This window comes from Rhizobium rosettiformans W3 (assembly GCF_004912135.1).
In the GTDB taxonomy this organism is placed as follows: domain Bacteria; phylum Pseudomonadota; class Alphaproteobacteria; order Rhizobiales; family Rhizobiaceae; genus Allorhizobium; species Allorhizobium rosettiformans.
In genome coordinates, this window is sequence record NZ_STGU01000020.1 from 1 (window position 1) to 22,843 (window position 22,843).

General features: G+C 60.1%; 23 protein-coding genes. 11 read left to right on the plus strand and 12 right to left on the minus strand.

Features of this window, described 5'->3' with window-relative positions; genetic code table 11:
* Both FAA86_RS21855 and FAA86_RS21860 read right to left on the minus strand, forming a co-directional pair.
* Positions 1-180, minus strand: a 180-nt coding sequence (locus FAA86_RS21855; protein ID WP_136543138.1) for a transposase, incomplete at its 3' end; no start/stop codon positions are given.
* Positions 181-200: 20 nt separating this feature from the next.
* On the minus strand, positions 201-950 hold the full coding sequence (locus FAA86_RS21860) for a DUF499 domain-containing protein (RefSeq protein ID WP_246035161.1): 750 nt from the start codon (positions 948-950) through the stop codon (positions 201-203).
* A gap of 119 nt (positions 951-1,069) precedes the next feature.
* Here FAA86_RS21860 and FAA86_RS21865 point away from each other — a divergent pair, with 119 nt between their 5' ends.
* The 4 genes from FAA86_RS21865 (at position 1,070) to FAA86_RS21880 (ending at position 4,865) form a co-directional block, all read left to right on the plus strand.
* On the plus strand, positions 1,070-1,606 hold the full coding sequence (locus FAA86_RS21865) for a hypothetical protein (RefSeq protein ID WP_136543140.1): 537 nt from the start codon (positions 1,070-1,072) through the stop codon (positions 1,604-1,606).
* Between the two features lie 108 nt (positions 1,607-1,714).
* Positions 1,715-2,323, plus strand: coding sequence for an HdeD family acid-resistance protein (locus FAA86_RS21870; RefSeq protein ID WP_246035162.1), 609 nt, complete (start codon positions 1,715-1,717; stop codon positions 2,321-2,323).
* A gap of 63 nt (positions 2,324-2,386) precedes the next feature.
* Positions 2,387-3,427, plus strand: coding sequence for a patatin-like phospholipase family protein (locus tag FAA86_RS21875; RefSeq protein WP_035715050.1), 1,041 nt, complete (start codon positions 2,387-2,389; stop codon positions 3,425-3,427).
* Positions 3,428-3,431: 4 nt separating this feature from the next.
* Complete coding sequence (locus tag FAA86_RS21880; RefSeq protein ID WP_035715066.1) at positions 3,432-4,865, plus strand: GntP family permease; 1,434 nt, start codon at positions 3,432-3,434, stop codon at positions 4,863-4,865.
* Positions 4,866-4,901: 36 nt separating this feature from the next.
* Here the strand turns inward: FAA86_RS21880 and FAA86_RS21885 are convergent, their stop codons facing one another.
* The 6 genes from FAA86_RS21885 to FAA86_RS21910 all read right to left on the minus strand — a co-directional run bounded on the left by FAA86_RS21885 (position 4,902) and on the right by FAA86_RS21910 (position 12,412).
* Positions 4,902-5,501 carry a recombinase family protein gene (locus tag FAA86_RS21885; RefSeq protein WP_136543144.1) on the minus strand — a complete coding sequence of 200 codons (600 nt, stop codon included), beginning with the start codon at positions 5,499-5,501 and terminating at the stop codon, positions 4,902-4,904.
* A gap of 9 nt (positions 5,502-5,510) precedes the next feature.
* A complete protein-coding gene (locus tag FAA86_RS21890) occupies positions 5,511-8,480 on the minus strand; it encodes a Tn3 family transposase (protein WP_136543146.1) in 2,970 nt (989 codons plus the stop codon).
* Positions 8,481-8,495: 15 nt separating this feature from the next.
* On the minus strand, positions 8,496-9,101 hold the full coding sequence (locus FAA86_RS21895; protein ID WP_055971942.1) for a recombinase family protein: 606 nt from the start codon (positions 9,099-9,101) through the stop codon (positions 8,496-8,498).
* Positions 9,102-9,300: 199 nt separating this feature from the next.
* Positions 9,301-10,674: a Dyp-type peroxidase gene (locus tag FAA86_RS21900; protein ID WP_136543148.1), complete on the minus strand. Its 1,374-nt coding sequence runs from the start codon at positions 10,672-10,674 to the stop codon at positions 9,301-9,303.
* Positions 10,675-10,676: 2 nt separating this feature from the next.
* Positions 10,677-11,288, minus strand: coding sequence for a hypothetical protein (locus FAA86_RS21905; protein WP_107341534.1), 612 nt, complete (start codon positions 11,286-11,288; stop codon positions 10,677-10,679).
* A 38-nt stretch (positions 11,289-11,326) separates the two neighbouring features.
* Positions 11,327-12,412: a catalase family protein gene (locus tag FAA86_RS21910; RefSeq protein ID WP_183954744.1), complete on the minus strand. Its 1,086-nt coding sequence runs from the start codon at positions 12,410-12,412 to the stop codon at positions 11,327-11,329.
* 132 nt (positions 12,413-12,544) lie between these two features.
* Between FAA86_RS21910 and FAA86_RS21915 the strand changes: the two genes are divergently transcribed.
* The 6 genes from FAA86_RS21915 (at position 12,545) to FAA86_RS25135 (ending at position 16,378) form a co-directional block, all read left to right on the plus strand.
* Positions 12,545-13,207: a TetR/AcrR family transcriptional regulator gene (locus tag FAA86_RS21915; RefSeq protein WP_107341536.1), complete on the plus strand. Its 663-nt coding sequence runs from the start codon at positions 12,545-12,547 to the stop codon at positions 13,205-13,207.
* Entirely contained in the window at positions 13,204-13,668 is a 465-nt protein-coding gene (locus tag FAA86_RS21920; RefSeq protein ID WP_107341533.1) for a hypothetical protein, read from the plus strand. Before FAA86_RS21915 ends, FAA86_RS21920 begins: the two co-directional genes overlap by 4 nt.
* A 42-nt stretch (positions 13,669-13,710) precedes the next feature.
* Positions 13,711-14,022, plus strand: a complete 312-nt coding sequence (locus tag FAA86_RS21925; RefSeq protein ID WP_136543150.1) for a hypothetical protein — start codon at positions 13,711-13,713, stop codon at positions 14,020-14,022.
* 357 nt (positions 14,023-14,379) lie between these two features.
* On the plus strand, positions 14,380-14,664 hold the full coding sequence (locus FAA86_RS21930) for a hypothetical protein (protein WP_107341531.1): 285 nt from the start codon (positions 14,380-14,382) through the stop codon (positions 14,662-14,664).
* Between the two features lie 402 nt (positions 14,665-15,066).
* Entirely contained in the window at positions 15,067-16,017 is a 951-nt protein-coding gene (locus FAA86_RS21935) for a LysR family transcriptional regulator (protein ID WP_107341530.1), read from the plus strand.
* Positions 16,018-16,255: 238 nt separating this feature from the next.
* Positions 16,256-16,378: a hypothetical protein gene (locus tag FAA86_RS25135; RefSeq protein ID WP_281281768.1), complete on the plus strand. Its 123-nt coding sequence runs from the start codon at positions 16,256-16,258 to the stop codon at positions 16,376-16,378.
* A gap of 173 nt (positions 16,379-16,551) precedes the next feature.
* On the opposite strand, the gene FAA86_RS21940 is transcribed toward FAA86_RS25135, so the two are convergent.
* From FAA86_RS21940 to istA, 4 genes are all read right to left on the minus strand, one after another.
* Positions 16,552-17,472: a siderophore-interacting protein gene (locus tag FAA86_RS21940; protein ID WP_484335647.1), complete on the minus strand. Its 921-nt coding sequence runs from the start codon at positions 17,470-17,472 to the stop codon at positions 16,552-16,554.
* A 173-nt stretch (positions 17,473-17,645) separates the two neighbouring features.
* Positions 17,646-17,915 carry a hypothetical protein gene (locus tag FAA86_RS21945; RefSeq protein WP_136543154.1) on the minus strand — a complete coding sequence of 90 codons (270 nt, stop codon included), beginning with the start codon at positions 17,913-17,915 and terminating at the stop codon, positions 17,646-17,648.
* Positions 17,916-18,070: 155 nt separating this feature from the next.
* Positions 18,071-18,829: an IS21-like element helper ATPase IstB gene (gene istB, locus FAA86_RS21950; RefSeq protein ID WP_035226016.1), complete on the minus strand. Its 759-nt coding sequence runs from the start codon at positions 18,827-18,829 to the stop codon at positions 18,071-18,073.
* Positions 18,826-20,322 (minus strand): IS21 family transposase, encoded by a 1,497-nt coding sequence (gene istA, locus FAA86_RS21955; RefSeq protein ID WP_035226019.1) that lies wholly within the window; start codon positions 20,320-20,322, stop codon positions 18,826-18,828. Before istA ends, istB begins: the two co-directional genes overlap by 4 nt.
* Positions 20,323-20,402: 80 nt before the next feature.
* On the opposite strand from istA, the gene FAA86_RS21960 reads away from it, so the two are divergent.
* Positions 20,403-22,787, plus strand: coding sequence for a phosphoketolase family protein (locus FAA86_RS21960; protein ID WP_205910056.1), 2,385 nt, complete (start codon positions 20,403-20,405; stop codon positions 22,785-22,787).
* Positions 22,788-22,843: the final 56 nt, after the last annotated feature.

The window sequence follows — 22,843 nt, forward strand, 5'->3', positions numbered from 1 at the left end:
ATACAGGCTCTCGGCGATCCCCTCGCGGCGGCAGATCGCGGCAATGCTGTCCTCACCACGCAGACCTTCCAGCACAATACGAATTTTGTCCTCGGTCGAATGATGCTTGCGCGTGGCGCGGCGGATGTCCTTGATCGTCTTCTCGGCCGTCGATGTCTGCGGCCCGGATTTCTGTCTCATCTTCGCTTCCTTTGATAGAGCTACGATGAGCCGAAAATCCTCTCTTCTCGATTAAACCAGTTCTGTCTCATGGGCGCTGATGTCGGACAGGCTTGGTTGGTGAGCCGCCGCAGCGCGTCACCAAAAATCGCCGGTCGTTCGCCGGGCTGGACGACACCGAGATTGATCTGCTTGTCATCAAGGCCAGTATTCTGCTGCTGCGCCGTGGGTGCTGTCCCCATGAAAATCGTGCGGGCAACACGGCGGGTCGCCGAATAGCGGTTCAGGTTAGGCGCCGATTGATCGACCTTGTACGGCGTGGACGTGGTGCCATCGACGTCACCAGCAATGATGGCCTGCCAGCTCACATCAAGATAGTGAAGCAATTCCGGTTCAACGCGGGGCGAACTCACCGCCACGCTGCCGGGCATAATCATCACCGACGGATCGCCGCTCATCCAAAGTTCGTGAATCGCTTGAGCCATCAGGCGCAGCACACCGCGTGTGCGCTGGAATTTTTCTAGTGATCCCCAGCTTGTGTAGAGTTGGTCGAACAGCTCAGGATGGATCGGATAAGCCTTCTCCAGCTTGCGCCGGTAATCCTCATCGGCGCAACCTTGCGGGAAATCGTTGGCGTTTTCCCGATACATCTTGGCAAATTGCTTCAGCGTATTGTCACGGTGATGGAACTTGTCCCCGGGAATATCCTTGAACAGCCGTCGCCGGACGATTTCATAGCTTTCTTCTCGACATGACCGGGGCAGAGCGCGGATTGATTGTGCTGATGACACCCGGAGGGGTCATACCAGTTCTGCCCTCACAAAGTTCCGCGTTGTAACGCTGTTCAAGCAGGCAATCTTATTCGAACATCAAACACAATTACTTAGGTGCGGGGAAGGCAACAGGAACGATGAGCGCATTAGATACGGTGCACAATCCAGATCGTTTTATGGCGGATCTTCGCCAGATCTTGTCACAAGGTCGCAAACGCATTGGTGTTCTGATCGGCGCGGGTGGCCCCCTATCCGTAAGAGTAGATGCACACGGCAAACTTGACCCCACAGGTCAGCCGCTGATCCCGGGTGTAAATGTTCTGACAGACCAGGCGTTGGTGAACCTTACCGGAACGGAAGCAACCGCAGCGGCTGCAATCCGCAACTCGCTGCCGGATGGCGGCAACATCGAGACCATATTGTCCAAGGTTCGTCTCCTTCAGACAGCGCTGGGGGACACGCCAATGCACGGACTGGATGGTGCAGGCTATGCTGGGTTGGGGAAGTCGATTTGCGCAGCTATCGGAGAGATCGTCGGCGCCAAGCTACCTGAAGGTCGAACGCCATATCACGAACTGGTCTCTTGGGTGAGCGGTACGCAGCGAGCCCCTCCCATAGAAATATTCACGACAAACTACGACCTATTGATTGAATCCGCCTTTTCATGGCGATGAAAAATTGATTGTCTGGCATGGGCTTCACGGTCCTGTGCCAATTTTGATCCATATCCGGCCCTGCGGGTCGGGGAAGGCAACACCCGCTGCCCGGCGGGAAGCACCCTGTTGAACAAGGAAGTCAATGCCATGCCGATCAGTCTTGCCGCTGCTGCACAGACCTACCGCGAAGCCGCGCGCGATGCGGTGCGCCGCCATTCGACCTTCCACCTGGTACAGGCGGCGCTGCTGGTCGTCGCGGGGATCGTCGCCATCGTCTTCCCGGCCTTTTCTTCGGCTGCTGCCGTCGTGGTGTTCGGCTGGCTGCTGATCGCCAGCGGCATCGTTCAGGCCATCGGCCTGATCAGCGCACGCCATGCGCCGAACTTCTGGCTGCAGATCATCTCGGCCATACTTGGTGTGTTGCTGGGCATTCTGCTCTTGCGCAACATCGCGCAGGGGATGCTGCTGCTGTCGCTTCTGCTGATCATCTTCTTCATGATCGAGGGGATGTCGAAGGTTGTCTTCGCATTGACGATCCGTCCCTTGCCCAACTGGCTTTGGGTTTTTGCCAGCGGGGTGCTCTCGGTCGTGCTGTCGCTTGTGCTTTTTGCCGCGATGCCGGTCACTGCGCTGTGGCTGATCGGGCTGATGCTGGGGCTCGACCTCATCGCCATTGGCGCGGCCCTTGGTGCGATGGCGTGGAGGCTTCGCGGGCAAGCGGTGCCCGCCGCCTGATCCCCTAGGGCGCCCGGCTTCGGGCGCCATTTTCTTGCAATGAATTGACTGAAAGGCGCCGAAATGGCCAGCAACCCGAAATCGCAGACGCGAAAAACCCTTCCCATCGACCTCGCCTTGCAGGGGGGCGGTTCGCATGGGGCGTTTACATGGGGCGTTCTGGACCGCATCCTCGAGGAAGACTGGTTCGAGATCGATGGCATTTCCGGCACCTCGGCCGGCGCCATGAACGCGGCAATCCTGGCGGCCGGCATGGCCACCGGCGGGCGGCAGACCGCGCGTGAGATGCTGACCGCCTTCTGGCGCCGGACGGCCGATGCCGCGCGCTTCAGCCCGTTCAAGCGCGGGCCGCTGGAGGTCCTGACGGGCAAATGGACGCTGGACAACTCGCCCGCCTTCATCGCCATGGATCTGATGGCGCGGCTGATCTCGCCCTATTCGCTGGGTGGGGCGGCAGGGAACCCGCTGCGCGACATCCTGACAGACCTGATCGATTTCGACGCGCTGGCGACCGGGCCGGTCAAGCTGTTCATCACGGCAACCAATGTGCACACCGGGCAAGGCAGGGTGTTCCGCAAGCATGAAGTGACGGCCGATGTGCTGCTCGCCTCGGCCTGCCTGCCATCGATGTTCCAGGCCATCGAGATCGACGGCGTGCCCTATTGGGACGGCGGCTATGCGGGCAACCCGACGATGACGCCGCTCGTGCGTGAATGTGAAAGCCTCGATACCGTTCTGGTGCAGATCAACCCGGTCGAGCGGCGCGAGACGCCGCGCACCGCGCGCGAGATCGCAAGCCGCCTGAACGAGATCTCTTTCAACGCCCAGCTACTGAAAGAGTTGCGGATGATGGCGCTGCTGCGCCGTGTCATCGACCCCGGCAATGGCGAGGCGCGGTACTGGAAAGAGATGCGCCTGCATCGCATCACCTCGGACATCATGGTGGACCTTGGACATTCCTCGAAGCTGAATGCCGAATGGGACTTCCTGAAGATGCTCTTCGACGAAGGGCGCCGCGCCGCCGAGGATTTCGGCCGCACCCATATTCAGGACATCGGGGTGCGTTCGACCTTCGATATCGACGCGCTGGCGGATGAGCTCTGACATGCTGGGTCTGCTGGGTATTCTGTTGGGCCTTGCCCTGATCATGGTGCTTGCGTTCCGCAGTTGGACAATCCTGCTGCTGGCGCCTTTGGCTGCTGCGGTGGCGGCGCTTTTTTCCGGTCAGCCGATGCTGGCGCACTGGACGCAGACCTTCATGCCTGCGGCGGCGGGGTTTGTGGCGCAGTTCTTTCCGCTTTTCCTGCTGGGCGCATTGTTCGGCAAGCTGATGGACGACAGCGGATCGGTTTCAGCGATCGCCGATTACATGACGCGCCGGCTCGGCCCCTCGCGGGCGATCCTTGCCGTGGTGGCTGCGGGCGCGATGGTCACCTATGGCGGTGTCAGCCTGTTTGTGGCGTTCTTCGTTCTGGCGCCAATGGGGCAGGCGCTGTTCAAGGCGGGAAGCGTGCCGCGCAGGCTGCTTCCGGCGGCACTCGCGCTTGGAACCTCGACCTTCACCATGTCGGCCATGCCGGGAACGCCTGCGATCCAGAACGCGATTCCGATGCCGTTCTTTGGTACCACCCCCTTTGCCGCACCTGGGCTTGGCATCATAGCCAGCATCATCATGGCGGCCATCGGCCTGGGCTGGCTTTCCTTCCGCGAACGTCAGGCCAAGGCGCGGGGCGAGGGTTATGGCGCGGCCGAAAAAGGCTCCGCCGTCTCGCGCGAGCTGGCCAGCACCGCACGCGAGTTTGACCCTGCCGAGATCAGCCGCGCCGGATCCTGGGGCGGGCGGCCACCGATCGGCCTGGCCATTCTGCCGCTGGTTCTGGTTGTCGTGGTCAACCTGATCCTGACGCAGTTCGTGCTGCCCAGCATGGATTTCGATTTCCTCTCGCAGCCCGCATGGGGCGAAACCACCCTGTCGGCTGTCGGCGGGGTCTGGTCGGTGGCGCTTGCGCTTCTGGTCGCCTGCATCGTGCTGGTTGCCATGAATCGGCGCCGCTTTCGCAATCTGCGCGAAAGCATCGACTCGGGCGCGACGGCCGCAGTACTTCCGATCATGAGCGTGGCAAGCCTTGTGGGGTTCGGCGCGGTCGTGGCGGCCCTGCCTGCGTTCGAGATGGTGCGGGACTGGGTTCTGGGCATCGGAGGCGGGCCGCTCGTGTCACTGGCGGTAGCGACGAACATCCTTGCCGCGTTGACCGGATCGGCTTCGGGCGGGATGACCATTGCGCTGCAGGCCCTTGGCCCCACCTTCATGCAGATCGCGTCAGACACAGGGCTGGACCCTGCGCTGATGCACCGGGTGGCCGTGATCGCCTCGGGTACGCTGGACAGCTTGCCGCATAATGGCGCGGTGGTCACGATGCTTGCGGTCTGTGGCTGCACGCATCGCGAAAGCTATCTGGACATCGTCATGGCCGCCATTGTCAGCGCGCTTGTTGCCCTTGTGGCCGTGATCGTGCTTGGCACAGCCTTCGGTTCCTTCTAACCCGGGGTCGGAACAAGATTTGCTAAAAATCGTACGCTAAGGCCGAACGGAGCGTGAACTCTCGTCCCGGACTCGCATGATGGTCTGACGACTGGTCCCGAATTTCCGGGCGATGGCGGAAACGCTCAGTTCGTTTGCCAGATCCTCCCGCACATCCTGCTTCTGTTCCTCGCTGAGTGTCGATGGCCTTCCGAGGGTTTTGCCTTCGGACTTCGCGCGCCTGAGGCCGGATTGGGTGCGTTCGATAAGCAGATCCCGTTCAAATTGCGCGACGGCGTTGAGGACCTGCATGGTCATCGTGCCGGAGGAACTTGTGAGATCGGCACCACCCAGGGCGAGACAGTAGACCTTCACGCCCATTTCCGAGAGCGTCTTGACGGTGGTGCTGACATCGATGGCGTCACGACCGAGCCGATCAAGCTTGGTGACAATGAGAACGTCGCCGGATTCCAGCCGGTCCATGAGTTTGGAAAAGCCACGGCGCTGCGCGATTGCCGTGCTGCTGGAAACTGTCTCGGTGACGATCCGGCGCGGCTCGACCTGAAAGCCGGCGGCCTCAATTTCCTGAATCTGGTTTTCGGTGGTCTGGCCGGTCGTGGAGACGCGGACATAGGGGCTCCGTGGGCATTTCTGCAATAATACCCGCTAAGGGAAAGCGAAGTTGTTTGGATTGAAACGGTTAGCGCGGATCGGCCTGAAGCGTTCGAGGGGTCGGTCAATTTCGTTCCAGAGATAGTCGCCGGTGAGTGCGATATGAGCCCAGGGAAGTGGTGCGACTTGGGAGAGCAGCTCGGCGGGAATATCGATGCCCTGGGTGCGGACATAATCGACAGCGCGGCTGAGATAGACGGTGTTCCACAGGATAATGGCGTTGACGACGAGGTTGAGACCTGACGCCCGATAGGCCATGGTTTCCGCCACGCGGTTGCGCAGCTCGCCAAGCTGGTGGAGGAAGACCGCCCGGGCAAGGGCGTGACGGCTTTCACCCTTGTTGAGGATGGCATGCGATCTGCGCCGGAGCTTGGTGTCGAGCAACCAGTCGCAGATGAAGATCGAGCGTTCAATCCGGCCCATTTCGCGTAGCGCCTGATTGAGCCGATTTTGCCGAGGCGATGCGGCAAGCTTCTTGAGGATGACGGACGGCGGCACGAGGCCCGCGCCAATCGATGACTTCAGCCGCAAGACCTCATCCCAGTGGTGCTCGACGACATCCATGTTGACGGTTCCAGCGATCAGCGCGTCGAGCGGTTCGTAAGCCGGATCGCGATCAATGACAAAGAGCCTGCGATTGCCGAGATTGCGGATACGGGGAATGAGCCTGTAGCCAAAGGCGTGGAACATGGAGAACGTCGTTTCGGTGGCGCCAGCGGTATCGGTTGCGTGCTCATAGATTTCGACGGAGCTTTCGTTGTGAAGGAGGCCGTCGAGAACGTAGGGGGCTTCGCCCTCGGATGCCTGGATCATGCGGGAGAAGAAGGAAGCAAAACGGTTGGACAGGAAGCCATAGATCGACGCCCCCGGTCGCTTGCCGTATTTTGCATTGTAGTCGAGGCTGGCTTCGCCACGCCCGCCAGCCGGAAAGAACTGTCCGTCCGAGGAGGAGATATGGCCGTCACCCCAGATCGCGGCAAAGGGATGGGCCTGCTGCGCATCGACCAGCACGGCGGTCGCCGTGGCGTAGGTTTCCGATCGCATATGCCTGTCCACCATCAGCATCATCTGGTGGATCGTGACGCCGCGTGAGCTTTCCGCCATACGTTCGGCTCCGGCATTGGTGGCGTCGGCAAGGATCGCTGCCATCAGCGCTGCCTCGTCGTTTGCCGTCTCACCGGTACGATAATGCGTGAAGCTGTCAAGGAACCTGGTCCAGCTGTGGACCTCGGCAAGCAGGCTGGTGATCCTGATCCGGGGAACGAGGATGTAAAGACGCCGGCTGAGCGCGACGATCCCGTCACGCTCCTCCTCGCGGATCGGGGAGACCGACAAACCCTTGTCGGAAATAGCCGCATCCGGAATGGCGTTGGCGGCCGCCGCCCTTGCCAGCTCTTTGAGTTTCGCGTCGAGCGTGGCGGTGCGTTCGGCTCGCCATTCGGCAAAGCTGTCAGGGATGGCAAGCCCGAGCCGGCCTTCGGCGCGCATCAGGGCAAAGATCGGTCGAGGCAGAAGATAATCCTCGAAACTGCGCCATGCTCGGCTGCCATCAACCCATATGTCACCGGCCCGCAGGCGCTCCCGAAGGTGAACGAGTACCGCCACTTCCCAAGCCCGAAGGTCGATGGTGACACCGTCCGAGCGCACACGTCGCCGCCACTTGCGGGTCATGAACGCGAACGGCACCTGCGCGGGTAGTTTCCTGCCACTGTAGAGCGCACGCAGATGATCCACTGCCTTCAAAACCGGATCATCGGGACGAAACGACCGGAAAGAGAACGCGCCGAACATGAGCCTGCCCAGCTTTCGCAGCGATTTGTGCCGCTCTATGAGCTCATCGAATTCGTCGCTGCGATCGGGGCGCACGACGGACCTGGCTGCGGCCACGCTGGCGGTCAATCCGTCCCAGCCGAGTGAGACTGCAATTGCGGATGCGAGATCGGTGTTGTTCTCACGGGCGGCCAGAAGCGCCTCGCCAAGCTTGAGATGATCGAGCGCCACCCCATCAAGAATCTCGGCTTCTTTCAGCCGGCGTTCTGTGCGGCTCAGTTCAGCCTTGCGCCGGGTGCTGCCGATCAGTTTGCAGAACATGTCGATCGCAAGGTCGGTGATTGCCGCCTGCCTCTCGATGACGAACGCCGTCAGCGTGGCGTAGCGGCGCTCGGATGTAAGGCGTCGTATCTCACGGGCATGCAGAATGCGGGCGTCCCGGGCGATGATGCCATAGCGGTTGGCATGGATCGTTTTACGTCGCTCATCGGAAATCGCCGCCGAACGCAGAACCTCAAGCCGGGCAATCAGGCCCTTGAGGTTTTTCAGTTTCGTCCCCTCCGGCGCTTCCGCAATCCAGCCGAGATGGCTCCGATCGCCGGACCGATCGATGAGAAGCTGATCAAGCGCCTCGATGGACGGTTGCTCCATGCCCCGGATCAAGCCGCGATAAGCCTGTCGTCGCGCTGCCGCCCGGCCCGCCATCGCCAGACGTATCAGCAGTTCCGGCACAGGAACGAGCAGCTTCCTCTCCTTCAGGGCTTCGATCACGGCCTTGGTGATCGGCTCGCCTTGTTCGGTAGCGGCTGCCTCGCGTGCCGCCGCGGTGATCAGGGATCGATAATCGCTCGCCCGGACGGGCCGGAGATCCAGCGCGACGACAATCTCCCGCGTATGTTCTCGACGGGTTTCCTCCCGCTGGGCATAGAGTGCGAACACCGCAGCGTCGATGCCCAACTGGTCGGCGACAACGGAGACGACTGCCTGAGGCGGAACTTCCCCAGCGCGGAGCGGACGACCGAGATCACGCACCAGGGCGAGTTGGATGGCAAAACCCAGACGATTATGCGATCGGCGATGCGCCCTGGCGAAAGCGATGTCCTCAGCGGACAGCGCATAGCGCGCGAGGGCCTCTTCATAAACATCGGGTGGGTCGAACAGAACGGTGCGCGACTGCGCGTCGAGGAAGGCCATCGGTCACACCCGCTCTCAAACTGGGGGAGCAGGCTCATCTTCTTTGCCCGGTCCGGTCCATCCGGTTCGCCGCAATGTATCGATGAGAGTCGAGCGCGGCACCTTGAATGTCCGACACACCGACGCCTTGCTGGCGCCGGCTTCCAGCGCCGCCAGAATCTGCTCAACCTTTTCGGTGTCGATCGTCGGTGGCCTACCGCCCTTGCGACCGCGCCGGCGTGCCGCCGCCAGTCCAGCGTTGACCCGCTCCGTGATCAGCACTCTCTCGTATTCGGCGAGCGTGCCAAACAGGTTGAACAGGAACGCACCGTGCGAATTCGTCGTGTCGATAGCTTCCGTCAAAGAGCGGAAGGCGACCCCGCGCATCTTCAGATCCTCAACGATTCTGATCAGGTGGGAGAGTGATCGGCCCAGACGGTCGAGCTTCCAAACGACCAGCACGTCACCCTCGCACAATTCCGCAAGGCAAGCCTTCAGCCCCGGCCGATCGTCGCGCGCGCCCGAAGCGCGATCCTGATGCAGGTGACGCTGATCGACCCCGGCCGCGAGCAGGGCGTCGCGCTGCAAGGCAACCGACTGCCGCTCATCACCGCTCGATACCCGCATGTAACCGATCAACATGCACGACAAACCTCAAATTCCGTGTTGCCGCACAGTCTCACATTCCGACAGGGTTTGTCGCGCAAATAATTGCCCAGTCACCCCGTCGATTTCGACCCGCCGAACCGCTACGCGGAAATCATCTGTTTTCCGTCACGCCAAAAATCTCTTAGCGGGTAATATTGCAGAGATTCCCACGGAGCACCTGACCGGCGGGTTCCTAACCCCAGCTCCCGGCCGCCAGCCATTTGAGCGCGGACAGGCTTGGCATGAACAGATATTCGCCGCCCTTCATGACATTGAAAGTCTGCACACCGTCGATGCGCTTGCGCGCCGGCGCCTGCGGGATCGTGAACCGGCCATCATCCTCATGCAGGCCAACGATCGGATCGCGCTCTTCGCCAAGGTCGACGAAATTGCCTCGGTTGATCCACTCCTGCTGCATGAACTCGATCGTGTCGTAGGCACGCGCGCTGATGAAGATGAAGAACAGGCCGCGATCGCCGTTGGCATCGTCCTCAGGCCCCACATCCTCGGAATAAACCGGCCCGAAGGTCGAGGAACGGCGAATGATGCGGTGGATGTTGACGTCGGTGAGCAGCGTCAACTCGGAATCGCGGGGATTGAGCCGTCGCATATGGCAGCCGAGCGGCACGACGCGGCCTTTGGGATCGTCCTTGAAGGTGAAGTCGTTGTTGCGCTGCGGATCGGCGCCGAGGTCGGGATCGTCGTGATCGTGCGCCAGCGTCAAGGGTGCGCCGGAGCGCCAGCGCCCGAACATCTTGGCGGCAAGGCGCTCGCGTTCCTCCGGCGTGTCGCCATGTGCCTTGAGGAAGGCGTTGAAGCAACCGACCCGGCTGTTATACTTGCGCATTACGACGAAGGTGCCGTTCCTTCCGAGAACCGCAGGCTCGGGCATGCCGAGCGGCTGGCCGTTCTCGCTCTCATAGCCAAGGATGAATTCGCCGGCCTTGATCGCTCGCTCTTCGCCGGGAAGCGGATCGACGCCGCTGCCTTCCACCGCCGGCTGCGAGATCGAATCCCGAAAGCCGAACGGGTTTTTCGCGCCGTCAGGCGCGCCAAAGCGATGCTCGCCGAGCAACGTTACCCCCGTGCTTCGATCGAGCTCTGCACGCGCGGCCTCAAGCGCCTTGTCGAGTGCGGCGTCGTCGACCGCATAGATCGTGATCGCCAGATGACAGTTTCCCGGCGTGAAGGCTTTTTCCCAGTTCTCGGGCGCATTCGGGCCGAAGTCGCGGAGCTGCTCCGCCCGCGCCGCCATCCCCTGTTGGAAGGGTAGAGGAAACGTTTTTAGCTGCTGATCCGGAACGCCGAGCGCCTTTAGCCCCTCGAAGCTGAGAGCGGCGCCAATCCAGAAGTCGAGATCATCGCTCCAGTTGTCGGCCGAGGCGATATGCGGAGCCAGCCGGCCCAGCAGATCACGCGCACCTTCGGCTTCATCGAAATGCAGCATCGCATGGACACCGACATAGGGCTCAGGTCGGCTTCTGAGGATCAGGGCCTGGATATCGTGCAGGTCGAGGGAGACGCTTTCCGGACGAAAGCGTTGTTTGATCGATTGAAAGAGGTTCATGTTCAGCCCACCTTGTCCAGAAACTCATTGACGGCATGCTCCATGCGCTGCAGGCGGCGGACATCGACCACGGTGACCTGCGGGTTGGCGACGAACCAGCCGGCCGCCGTAATCTGGTGCTCTGCGATGAAATCCTTGACCTTGGGGCTGGCAATGCCTGGCCATCCCTCGACGGAAGCGAACAGCAGATCCATCAGGTCGGGGATCTTGGTGGCAAAATCGTTGATATAGGTGTCCCAATCACCGTCATAGGCGGTGGCGAACAGGATGCGGGTATCGTTGTCGAAGAAGACGAAGCGCATGTTGTGCAGCGTTCCGACCTTCTGGGCGCCGTCGAAATTGCCGTTGACCAGATTGAAGATACGCCGCAACCGATCCGCACCGCCGGGCTTGAGATTGGCAATGGCGGTCAACTCGGAGACGTTGCCCGATTGCGCGCCGACACGGCCGGCGGAGCCCGCCGTTCCCTTGAGATCGGGATTGTGCTTGGTGACCATCTGCTCGAGCGCCAGCTTGGCAAGCTGCGGCGCGTCGCCGACGACTTCCTCGATCCGGCGCCGGATGGCCTGCAGGCGGGTTTCGTCGATCTGGGTTGTGTCTTCAGTTTCGGCCATGAGAGCCTCCTTCCAGGAAACGGGTGTATGAAGAAAAGTCAGTCGGGGATCTGATCGATCGATGTCGGCTCGATCCTTGGCTGCGCGTTGAGTTCATGCCGGCGTTGCGTCGATCGCTCGTAGGCCGCAACACGGATACGCATGATCGAGCCCAGCGGCTGGTGCTCGCGAATGCCATGCCAGGGATTGAACGATAGGACGTCGTCGCCATAGACGCGTCGGGCCGGCGAATAGGCGTCCTGAGGCGGAATTCGGATCGTGCCGATCGGCTGTTGTGGCGAAAGCTCTTCCCGCCAGAGAACGGCGGCATCTTCGACAGGCATGTCTTCGGTGTTACGACAGAGCTGCGCTCGCACCTCGTATTCGGCACCTTGTTTGAGAAAATGCTCGACAACCAGATCCCGCATCGTGCCGTCCTCCACGTCGCCGACGTCTTGTCCGGTCAGAGCGCGGACATTCTCGGAGAGCGGCGAAACGCTGATCTTCGCGATATAGTCGCCGAACCGGATGGCGGCCATCGAGTGATAGGTCTCACCGAGGAGGTGGGCGTTATCGCGGGCAAGGCCTTTCAACGTGGCGCCCGGCTCGATGCCAACGGCCTCGGCGGCGTGTTCGACCCCACGTGCGACACCGGCCATTGCGCGCTGCAGGAAGGCCGGGTTCTGGGCATTCTTCTCCAGCAAGCCGACAAGCTGGCGGTATTTGTGGATGGTGCCGAAGCTGAGGACCGGAATATTGACCAGCAGAAAATCTTGATTGCCGCCGGTATCCCCAGACAATAGCCGCTCGCCATCGACGCCAATCACCTTGATGGCCATACCGCGCGGCGCGGGGATCGTGTCGGAATGGATATCGCCCGGCGCTGACGAGAGGCGGATCACGACCGGATAGGTGGCTGGACGAGCGAACATGCCCTGCCGGAGATGCTCGGGCAATTTCGGAATGACGAGCTCCCCTTTGAGGAAGCCATGGCTCTTGGCATGGGCGTCGCGCACCGCGTGGCGATGCCGCTCGAAGGCCTTGCGGTTCGAGGTTTCCATGATGTCGAGGATTTCGGTGGTAAGGGCCTCCTCGTCCTCGGTGCGGATCTCGACGGTCGGGTCATAGCACAGGTATTCGCTCAAATTATTTCCTCACAAGGCGACCGCAACAAAAAGCAGCTCAACATTTGTTTTCGGATATCAGTTGATATTTGACAGGGAAACGTCGTATCTTTCCCAAAAGTTCCAACCGTGCAAAATCTTTTGGAGGATGTCGTGCCAATCAGCCGCAAGGAAACACAGCGTCAGACGCGCGAAAAGCTGCTTGCGGCCGCCAACGCGACGATTGTCGAGGAGGGAATGGCGTCGATCTCCATTCGAAGCATCTGCACGGCTGCTGGCCACACACAAGGCGCGTTTTATTCCAATTTCGAAAGCAAGGACGATCTCCTCGTCGATCTCATGGAAATGCATATTCTGGAAGAAATCGCTCTCCTGCGAGGTCTCGTCGCCGCAGTCGATGGCGCCCAGGATGATATCGAGGCGACGCTGCACGTTTTGACACAGAGGCTAGTCGAATTGGCCGCTCAGCCGCACTGGTCGCTGCTATCAGTAGAGTTGCAGCTGCATGCCCGGCGCGACCCGGTATTCGCGGAACGCCATAACGCCACAAAGGCGACCTGTTACAATGTCTTCTCCCAGCTGATCGAAGATCTGGCCACGCGCTACGACCTCAGGCTGTCCCTCCCCCCCATGCAGATCGGGATTGGTCTTTACGCATTATGGTCCGGGATGGCGGTGCAAGGCGACGTCGCCGGAGCCATGCCACGTGAGCAGATGTTGCTGGCCTTTTTCCGGGCAATGACCGGGCTGGTCTCGCGTGACCATACGTCACCCTTCAGCGAGGCGACCCGAGCCTGGAGAAACCAAGAAGAATGAGGAACAGCGTGATGGTGCATTACCGGCCGCAGCATCTGCGTTTCGCCCATACACATTGGGGTGCAGCCCATAAACGCGATCACCAGAACGCCTCCGGCCCAACAGCTTTGGTCGTAGAGCGACAGTCGGAGTATGCGATCGACTACGATCTGGCGTTTGCCAAGTTTGGCTATCGAACGCTATTTACTGCAATTCCCGGCGAGGCCGGTCGGGCCGTGGCGAATAACGAAGCGATCTCGATCGTGCTGATCGATGCGGACACCGTTGATCTTCAACGTTACCATAGTATCTTCGAAAGGATGCGCCAAGTGCAACTGCTCGTCGTCTTCAAGGGTGGAAACGAGGTAGCGGCAGGGCTCCCGCGTAAGGTTATTGTTTTGCAAAAGCCTCTGGTGATGCGAGATTTCGAAAGAGAAATCGCGCTTCTCAGCGCTCATCAAGAACCGCGGCAAAGCGCCTGACCGGCTGGCAGATCTTCAAGTCCAAAACATCTACGGGTTCAAATGCCTGACAAGCCTGCCAAAGTTCGAAGACTGATCCGCTATGCAAACGAGGTCAATCGTTTGCCTCAACCGAAGCTGCGCGTCCTGAACCACGCGTTGGATGCAGTTGAGCGTGCCGCACGCGAGAGTGGCTGTGAAGAATGCGAACTTCCCGAGGCGATAAGCTATCTCGCCGCCGTGGCACGATCGTTACACCCCATTCATGGTGAGGACGCCAAAGTCGCCTTCCTGAAAGCTGCGAATGCGATCCGGCTCGTGAAAATGCGGCATGGTCCACATTCGCCCCCTGCTCGCCAAAGTAGACGACGCTGACGCCCTGATCGATCGGCCAGCGTACCCCTGACTCATCGTAAATTCCATACCGCCCCGCACATCACGGTAAAAGGCGACTTCGCTCATCATGGCAAAGTTGTTTAAAGAGGCCTTTCCCGGATGAGGTTGCAGGATACCGTAAATGTTCGAACATGAAGCCCGGCGCATGGTCTACAACACGGCCATGACAGACGAAAAACTACAAGTGTTGCGAACACAAAACGTCGTGAAGATAATGTTCGCCAGGGGAGGCAGGGGCTGCGACGCCTTTTCTCGCACATCGGAGCCTTGTTATTTTTGATATGGTCCTTGCGTTGTTGCGTGGTCGCAAAGGGTGTACATGCACTATCATCCAAAATGAAAGATTTTGACGCTTGGGGTGCGCTGGGGCTGATCGGCGCGATGTTCCGCTTCTTGCGGCATTTTCGGAATACTTCGGTTGGGGCAGTGCGCGTTATGATAAAACTCAAGCAATGGCTGCTGTTCTGGCAACGAACTGAGCCGGTGGAGGTCGATTTCAATGTCGCGTATGTAGAGCCATGGATTGCTCAATCGATCAGGGATTTTGAACATCAAATGGATCAGGTGGCCATCGCGCGGCGTGGTTTGATACTTATATCATTGAGCGCTCATAACACCTGAATTCTTGCAGATGACAGACCGCCTCGTTTGCAGTGCAATGGCGCGGTTCGACATCGGGATGAGGCATCGATCGCGGATTACCGTCGAAAGACGCCTGGCAGATATATATGTCGCGAACACGTCAGCCGGCACGGATAGCCATCCTTGATATCGACGATGGGCCAAGGTGCAATCGCACCTTGGCCCTTGTTTCGAAATGCAGCAAGCTCGACGAGCCATGAGATCAGCTCTACTCGGAACCACGAAACGTTCGTACGGATCGAAAAACCCTTAGGAACTCGATTTATGGTGATGGTCCTTTGGCAAGGGTCAACGAGCCAACGGTCATTCAGGTTACCGGAATCCTCTTTTGTTCCATAAGTCGACAATTCTGGTCATCTTTGTGCCAATGGAGAACAAATCGTGAGCGCTCTCGTCAGATCTTCAGACCCAACTGGCTCCGCTGTCTTCCCGCCTCCTCCTGGCCGACATTACCGTTGCACGCCATGGCAGTTCGTCGTCGTTGCCGAAGAACGGAATTTCACCCGGGCGGCCTTGAAGCTCGGCCTGTCGCAATCGGCGCTGAGTGGCATCGTGCGTCGTCTGGAGGAGCGGCTCGGTGTTCGGCTTCTCGCTCGAACCTCACGAAGCGTTGCGCCGACGGAAGCGGGCGAACGGCTGGTGCGAACGCTGACGCCGATGCTTCGGGAACTCGATCAGAGTTTTGCCGACCTCAGCGAGTTCCGGGATCGGCCAGCCGGAACGATCCGCATCACATCGGTGGAGTATGCCGCCAAGACCATCATCCGGCCCGCACTTATTCGGCTGCTGGCCAAATACCCTGACATCAATGTCGAGGTGATCGTCGACTATGGTCTGGTCGACGTGGTTGCCGACCGCTTTGATGCCGGGGTCAGGCTCGGAGAACAGGTAGCCAAGGACATGATCGCGGTGCGCATGAGCCCGGATATTCCGATGGCCATCGTCGGCTCACCTACGTATTTCGAAAGGCATGCCTTTCCCGAAAACCCCGAGCAACTCGTCGATCACCGAGCGATCAATCTGCGTCTACCTACGACAGGCGTCCTGAATGCGTGGCGTTTCATCGAGGACGGTCGTGAGATCAGGGTGCATGTTGGTGGCCCCCTGGCCTTCAACACGATCGAGCTGATCCTTGATGCGGCGGTAGACGGATTAGGGCTGGCTTATATGCCGCTCGACCAGGTGACGGAGCATATCGCCAGTGGGCGCCTGAATAGAGTGTTGGCGGACAGCACGCCACCACTTCCCGGTTATCACCTGTATTACCCAAGCAGGCGGCACGCATCTCCGGCGTTCAGCCTGTTTGTTGAAGCCGTGCGATACAGAGCATGACATCGGATGGCAGCTTTTGGCGCTTTGTTGCCGTCAAATGTTGCAGCGATAGCTTTCGGAATGGCGCACCGCGCCTGGTCAACGTGCGATGAAGACATCGCTTGCGTTGCATTTTCAGGAATAGCTGAGTGTTAGACCCTATCGATCTCGAATTTCTGCACTCTCGCTCTATTTCAGCCATCAGACAATAACAGTAAAGGTCGTTATTGTTCGGAAGCCAGCAGACCGGAACCGGCGGATGGAAGTCATCCGCGCAGACGGGCAGTCAACGGACTGGAACGAAACCTCTGCAACGGATGAGGAAGCCTGGGAAGAGTTCATCTACGTGTCTGAAACAGAAGGTATCTCGGTTTTCGAGTGAATTGCCGTCTGGTATTCAGGCCGCTGCCCAATCCATGAGACAATGGTTGTGAATGGTGACGGCGCGAACCGAGGCTTACGGCACGTGGCACATTCGTTGCGCAGGCGAACCTCCATAGTCTTGAGTAGGTGACAGCCGCCACCGGGCACCTGTGCCCCGGATGCAGAGTATTGTCACGGGGCGACCCTGTCGGATGCCTTCTCCATCTCGTCTTCGGTTTTTCCTTTTCGCCAATAGGACACCACGAGATGCTGGTCCTTGCCAAGACCGCAGTCACTTCGCAGATAGCTCCGTATCGCTTTGAAACTTTCATACTCGCAGGCTGCCCAGACAAAGCATCTGGAGTGATCGTGTGGGAGTTGTGCCGCGCGGACGGCATCCGCGAGCAGTGTGGTCGTGCCCGCATCGGCGCCCTGCCGATGAAGCCATCGGACCTCGATGTGCGGGCCGGTCTGAATTATCTGTTCATCCTCCGCGCGATCGACCTCTAACAATACAAGCCCGCGTGCCGTCTCGGGCAGAAATTCCAGGATGCGCGCGATTGCAGGCAAGGCCGTCTCGTCGCCGGCGAGAAGATACCAGTCGGCCGGGCGTACGCTGAGCCCGCCCGGACCGATCATCCCGACAACGTCCCCGGCCTTCGCAGAGTTGGCGAAGCGCGCGCCCGGCCCTGCGTCAGCATGCACCACGAAATCAACGGCCAAGGTTCCCGCGCCGACGTCGATCGAGCGGATCGTGTATTTGCGCATCGTAGGCCGCGCGGCACCCTCCGGCCAGACGATGCGGCCATTGCCATCCACTCTGGGCCAGGCAGGTTTCGAGCCGGGCTGAGGAAAAGCAAGCCGCATATGAAGGTTGGTGTTGCTGGCAAAGCGGGCGAGATTGTCGCCTGAAAATACGACGCGCCGCATCGAGCGGCTGATCTGCGTTGTCGAAACCACGGTGAGAATACAGAATTTCGGCAGGCTGGTCAGAGCGGCGTTCCTGCCGCTCCAGTCGATTTCGAGTTCCCGTTTGCTGACGTAGGAAAGGCTACCGGTCAGCTCCAGCTTGATGCCGTTCAGGGATGCAAGGTCGGCTGCAGTCGCGTCCATGACGATCGCGTCACCATCGATGCGGAGCTCAGCCTCTCCGAAACGGAACTGTCCATGAATATCCTTCCCGCGACGTGTCACGGCAATGTCATGGACTTCCATGAGTTGTGCGAGCGCCTCCAGATGCTTTTCCGGCTCCGGCAGAAGGACACTCGCTCGAGAGGAAAGCTTCGTCATCTGGCCAGATTCCCTTCTCTTGTCTTTCCTGATGTCGGCGACGCTTGACATCCAGGATCGTGAGGCCTGATCAGGCCGTCTGTCATGATCTGGAGCCGCCCCTTGGAGCAATATTCCACACGGGCCGCGATACCGTACACGTCGGCGAGCATTTGCGGTGTGATCGCCTCGACTGGCGTTCCCGCGATGTGCAGCCGGCCCTTGTCCAGCACGACGATACGGTCGGCCCATTGCGCGGCCAGCATAAGATCGTGCAGGACGATCACGACGACGCGCCCCTGGCGGGCGTGTCAACGGCGGAGTAAAAACCGGCCATGGGGCGGAGCAAAAGTCGGCCACTATGGCGCCGGCCTGAGACGGCCGGGAGGGCGTAGCCCGAGCGGGGGTCTTAGGCCGGCGCGGCGATTTTTTGAGGGGAGTTTTAGCAGGCCTTTCGGGCGCGACTTTGAGCGAGACGATAGCTTTCGCCGTTCATCTCGAGGATGTTGACGTGGTGGGTGATGCGATCGAGCAGTGCGCCGGTGAGACGTTCGGACCCCAGTGTTTCCGTCCATTCGTCGAAAGGCAGATTGCTGGTGATCAGGGTGGCACCACGCTCGTAGCGTTGCGAGATCAGCTCGAACAGCAATTCCGCCCCGGTCTTTGATAGTGGCACAAATCCCAGCTCATCGATGATCAGCAGCTTGTAGGCGGCCATCTGCTTCTGGAACCGGAGCAGACGCCGCTCGTCACGCGCCTCCATCATCTCGCTGACCAGGGCCGCCGCCGTGGTGAAGCCGACGGACAGGCCCTTCTGGCAGGCGGCCAGGCCGAGACCGAGTGCGACATGCGTCTTTCCCGTGCCGCTCGGGCCCAGCGCAATGACGTTCTCGCGGCGCTCGATCCATTCGCAACGGGAAAGCTCTAGCACCTGCATCTTGTTCAGCTTGGGGATGGCTGTGAAGTCGAAGCTGTCGAGGCTTTTGACGACCGGGAACTTGGCCGCCTTGATCCGACGTTCGACCTTGCGGCGGTCCCGCTCGATCATCTCCCGTTCAGCAAGCCGGAACAGGTAGCCGACATGATCGACGCCTTCGGTGGCGCATAGCCGGGCCAGCTTCTGGTGCTCGCGCTGGAAGGTCGGCAGCTTGAGGGTTTTGAGATAGTGGCCAAGCAGGATCTCTGGCGCGTCGCTGCTCATGCCGCTTCTCCCGCATCAGATGACAGGAGGCGCATATACGCCTTTGCTGACGTCTTCTCGACAGTCGCCGTCGGCAGGTAGGGATAGATCGCCAGATCCAACCGCGGCGGCCGGCGCTCGACCCGGCACAGGATCAGATGCTTGACCGCATCGAAGCCGATCGCGCCGAGCTGTATCGCCTGCTTCACCGCTGCATGTAGATCGGCAAGGTCGAAGCTTTCCAGCAGGCGCAGAACCTGCACGTATTCTCGCCGCCCATGTTTGGCCATGCGGCCTTCCATCAGCCGGCGCAGCGTCGCGAACTCGTCTGGCAGATCCCAGCCCTGCAATGGAGCCGCCTGATCCAGAGAATTGATCTTCCGCTCGATCAGCGGCAGGTAATGGACGGGATCGAAGACGACGTCTTCCCGTTCCCAGCATCGCGGATGACGCGCGATGATCTCGCCGCGGCAGCCGATCACCACCTGATCGACATAGCCCCGGACCCAGACGTCCTGATGGCCGTAGGCGACCGGTACGGAATAGTCGTTCGTCTTGTAGCGCACCAGCGACTGGGCTGTCACAACAGCGCTGGCCTGGTCGCAGGCATCAAACGGCGACGCCGGCAAGGGACGCATGGCCGCAAGATCGCGCTGCAGCCGTTCGCCAATCGTCTCGCTCTCGCCCCGCAGCTTGTCGCGCTGGCGTTTGCGGCACTGCTCTTCCAGAAAAGCATTGAACGCATCCCATGTCGCAAACCGCGGGATCGGCACCATGAAGTTGCGTCGGGCATATCCGACAAGACCCTCGACATTCCCCTTGTCGTTGCCCTTTCCCGGCCGCCCATAGCGATCCCGGATCAGGTAGTGGGACAGGAAGCCGCTGAACAGCGCTGCCCGCTTGCGTGTGCCGTCGGGCAGGATCTTTGCGACAAGGCAACGGTCGTTGTCATAGACGATCGACTGCGGCACGGCCCCGAAGAACGCAAAGGCGTGGACATGACCATCCACCCAGGCTTCGGCCACTGCCGCCGGATAGGCACGCACATAACATCCGTCGCTATGAGGAAGATCCAGCACAAAGAAGCGAGCTTTCTGCTCGACGCCGCCGATCACCACCGTCGCCTCGCCGAAATCGGCCTGCGCATGGCCCGGTGGATGCGACAGCGGCACAAACACCTCCTGGCGGCGTTGATCCCGCTCGCGCATATAATCCTTGATGATCGTGTAGCCGCCGGTGAAGCCGCACTCGTCACGAAGCCGGTCGAACACCCGTTTGGCAGTATGCCGCTGCTTGCGCGGCATCACCATGTCAGCTTCCAGCCACTGCTCGATCGTCGAAACGAATGCATCCAGCTTCGGACGCCGGATCGGCGAACGTCGCTGATAGCCGGGCGGTGTCGAATACGACAGCATCTTGGCCACGCTGTCGCGCGATACGTTGAAATGCTTTGCTGCCTGACGCTGCGTCATCCCTTCGGAAACAGCCAGGCGAACCCTCAAATAAAGTTCCACGGTGTAGATCCCCTGTCCCTCCTGCGATCATTGCAGAAAGGAAATAGGTGGCCGGATTTTACTCCGCCCGCGGACGGACTATTCCGCCGCTACCGTGGCCGACTTTTCCACCGCCGCTCTCATATTTGAACGTCGGACAGATCTACCTATCGGCGAATCCGCTGCTGCGCGAAAAGTTGGCGGTCGATCATATCAAGCCGCGCCTGCTCGGGCATTGGGGTACGTCGCCGGGCCTGAACCTGATTTATGCCCATATGAACCGGCTGATCAAGAAATACGATCTCAACACGTTATACATGGCCGGCCCCGGACACGGCGGACCTGCTCTCGTCGCCAACGTCTATCTCGAAGGCAGCTACACGGAATTCTATCCGGAGGTGACCCAGGACGAAGCCGGCTTGCTTCGTCTCTTCCGACAGTTTTCGACGCCGGGCGGGATACCCAGCCATGTCAGCGTCCCGACACCCGGTTCGATCCATGAGGGCGGCGAACTTGGCTATGTGCTCGTCCATGCCTTCGGCGCCGTCATGGATAACCCGGATCTTCTCGTCACCGCGGTTGTCGGCGACGGTGAGGCAGAGACCGGGCCGCTGGCCGGCAGCTGGAAAAGCATCGACTTCATCAATCCGACCCGCGACGGCGCCGTGCTGCCGATCCTGCATCTCAATGGCTATAAGATTGCCGGCCCGACGGTGTTTGCTCGGCATAGTGACGAGGATCTCGCCAAATTCTTCGAAGGCCAGGGGTACGAGCCGCATTTCGTCGAGGGCGATGTGCCGGACATCGTGCATCAGACGTTCGCGACAACACTGGAAGCGGCCGTGGTTAGGATCCGAGAGATCCAGACATCTGCGCGCTCGGGTCAGACCAGCGGGCGACCGCGCTGGCCGATGATCGTGCTGCGCACACCGAAGGGCTGGACCGGGCCGAAGATCGTTGACGGGGTGCCAGTCGAGGGGACGTTCCGCGCTCATCAAGTTCCGGTTTCCGAAGTCCTGACAAAGCCGGACCATCTGCGCATTCTCGAGGACTGGATGCGCAGTTACAAGCCGGAAGAGCTGTTTGACGACAACGGCGCGTTCCGCGCTGAGTATGCCGCGCTTTCTCCCGCAGGCGATCGGCGCATGGGGGCAACCCCCCACGCAAACGGGGGAAAGTTATCCGTTCCGTTGAACCTGCCGCATTTCGAAGACTATGCGTTCAAATTCGACCAGCGCGCAACCCAACGGACTGGCTCCACAGCGCGTCTGGGCGAATATCTCCGCGACATCTACAAAAGCAATCCCGATAATTTTCGGCTGTTTTGCCCTGACGAGACAAACTCCAATCGCCTCGGCGCCGTCTTCGAGGTCTCCGACCGCTGCCTGGTCAGCGATATTCTGCCCAACGACGATCATATCTCGGCGGAAGGCCGGGTGATGGAGGTGCTGAGCGAGCATTGCTGCCATGGATGGCTGGAAGGCTATACCTTGACCGGTCGGCATGGCCTGTTCGCTACCTATGAGGCATTTGCCATGGTGGTGGATTCCATGTCGATGCAGCACGGCAAGTGGATGGAGCATGCCAAGCATGTGCCGTGGCGGGCCGACATTCCCTCCCTGAACTATCTGCTGACATCGACCTGCTGGAGAAACGACCATAATGGTTTCAGCCACCAGGGGCCGGGTTTCATCGACACCGTGATCCATCGAAAGCCAGCGGTCGCCCGCGTTTATCTGCCGCCGGATGCCAATTGCCTGCTCTCGGTCGCCGATCACTGCTTCCGCAGTCATAATTATCTCAATCTGATCGTCATCGACAAGCAGCCGCAGTTACAGTGGCTGACGATGGAGGAAGCGAAGGCGCATTGCGCCAAGGGCGCCGGCGTCTGGGACATGTACAGTAACCAACCGGGGGAGCCGGACGTGGTCTTGGCCTGCGCAGGGGATATCCCGACGCAAGAGACCATCGCTGCCGCCTGGATTCTGCGCGAACTCGCGCCGGATCTGAAAGTCCGCGTGGTAAATATCGTCGACCTGATGCGGCTTTGCCCGGCCGATCGCCATCCGCATGGCATGAGCGATACCGAGTTCACCGAGATCTTTACAACCACCGCGCCGGTCATCTTTGCCTTCCACGGCTATCCCGGTGTCATCCACGATCTGTTGCATGGGCGGCAGGCGCATGATCGCTTCCATGTGCGCGGCTATCAGGAAGAAGGCACGACGACGACGCCCTTCGACATGGTAGTGCTCAACAAGATCAGTCGGCTGCATCTCTGCCTCGACGTTATGCGCTATGTCCCGGGCATGCTAGAAAACAATGCCGATCTCGCCGCACATTGCACCGGAATGCTTCGCGAGCATGAGACCTATATCCGCCAGCATTTCGACGACCTACCGGAAATCAGGGATTGGGTTTGGTCGGATCATCTGCCATCCCCAACACAGCCGAACGAGCAGCCGGGAGCCGACCGTACTCCTTAGGCATCGTGGTGAGAGGAACCCGTTGCTCACGCTCGCAACCGGCGTCCGATAGCAAA

Excerpts from the sequence above, each read along its gene's own strand:
- FAA86_RS21865 (WP_136543140.1), top strand. The coding sequence starts at position 1,070 with ATGAGCGCATTAGATACGGTGCACAATCCAGATCGTTTTATGGCGGAT.
- FAA86_RS21875 (WP_035715050.1), top strand. The coding sequence starts at position 2,387 with ATGGCCAGCAACCCGAAATCGCAGACGCGAAAAACCCTTCCCATCGAC.
- FAA86_RS21890 (WP_136543146.1), bottom strand. The coding sequence starts at position 8,480 with ATGGCCTTCCTCGACGCGCAGTCGCGCACCGTTCTGTTCGACCCACCC.
- FAA86_RS21895 (WP_055971942.1), bottom strand. The coding sequence starts at position 9,101 with ATGTTGATCGGTTACATGCGGGTATCGAGCGGTGATGAGCGGCAGTCG.
- FAA86_RS21900 (WP_136543148.1), bottom strand. The coding sequence starts at position 10,674 with ATGAACCTCTTTCAATCGATCAAACAACGCTTTCGTCCGGAAAGCGTC.
- FAA86_RS21905 (WP_107341534.1), bottom strand. The coding sequence starts at position 11,288 with ATGGCCGAAACTGAAGACACAACCCAGATCGACGAAACCCGCCTGCAG.
- FAA86_RS21920 (WP_107341533.1), top strand. The coding sequence starts at position 13,204 with ATGAGGAACAGCGTGATGGTGCATTACCGGCCGCAGCATCTGCGTTTC.
- FAA86_RS21925 (WP_136543150.1), top strand. The coding sequence starts at position 13,711 with ATGCCTGACAAGCCTGCCAAAGTTCGAAGACTGATCCGCTATGCAAAC.
- FAA86_RS21930 (WP_107341531.1), top strand. The coding sequence starts at position 14,380 with ATGAAAGATTTTGACGCTTGGGGTGCGCTGGGGCTGATCGGCGCGATG.
- FAA86_RS25135 (WP_281281768.1), top strand. The coding sequence starts at position 16,256 with ATGGAAGTCATCCGCGCAGACGGGCAGTCAACGGACTGGAACGAAACC.
- FAA86_RS21940 (WP_484335647.1), bottom strand. The coding sequence starts at position 17,472 with ATGGACGCGACTGCAGCCGACCTTGCATCCCTGAACGGCATCAAGCTG.
- istB (WP_035226016.1), bottom strand. The coding sequence starts at position 18,829 with ATGAGCAGCGACGCGCCAGAGATCCTGCTTGGCCACTATCTCAAAACC.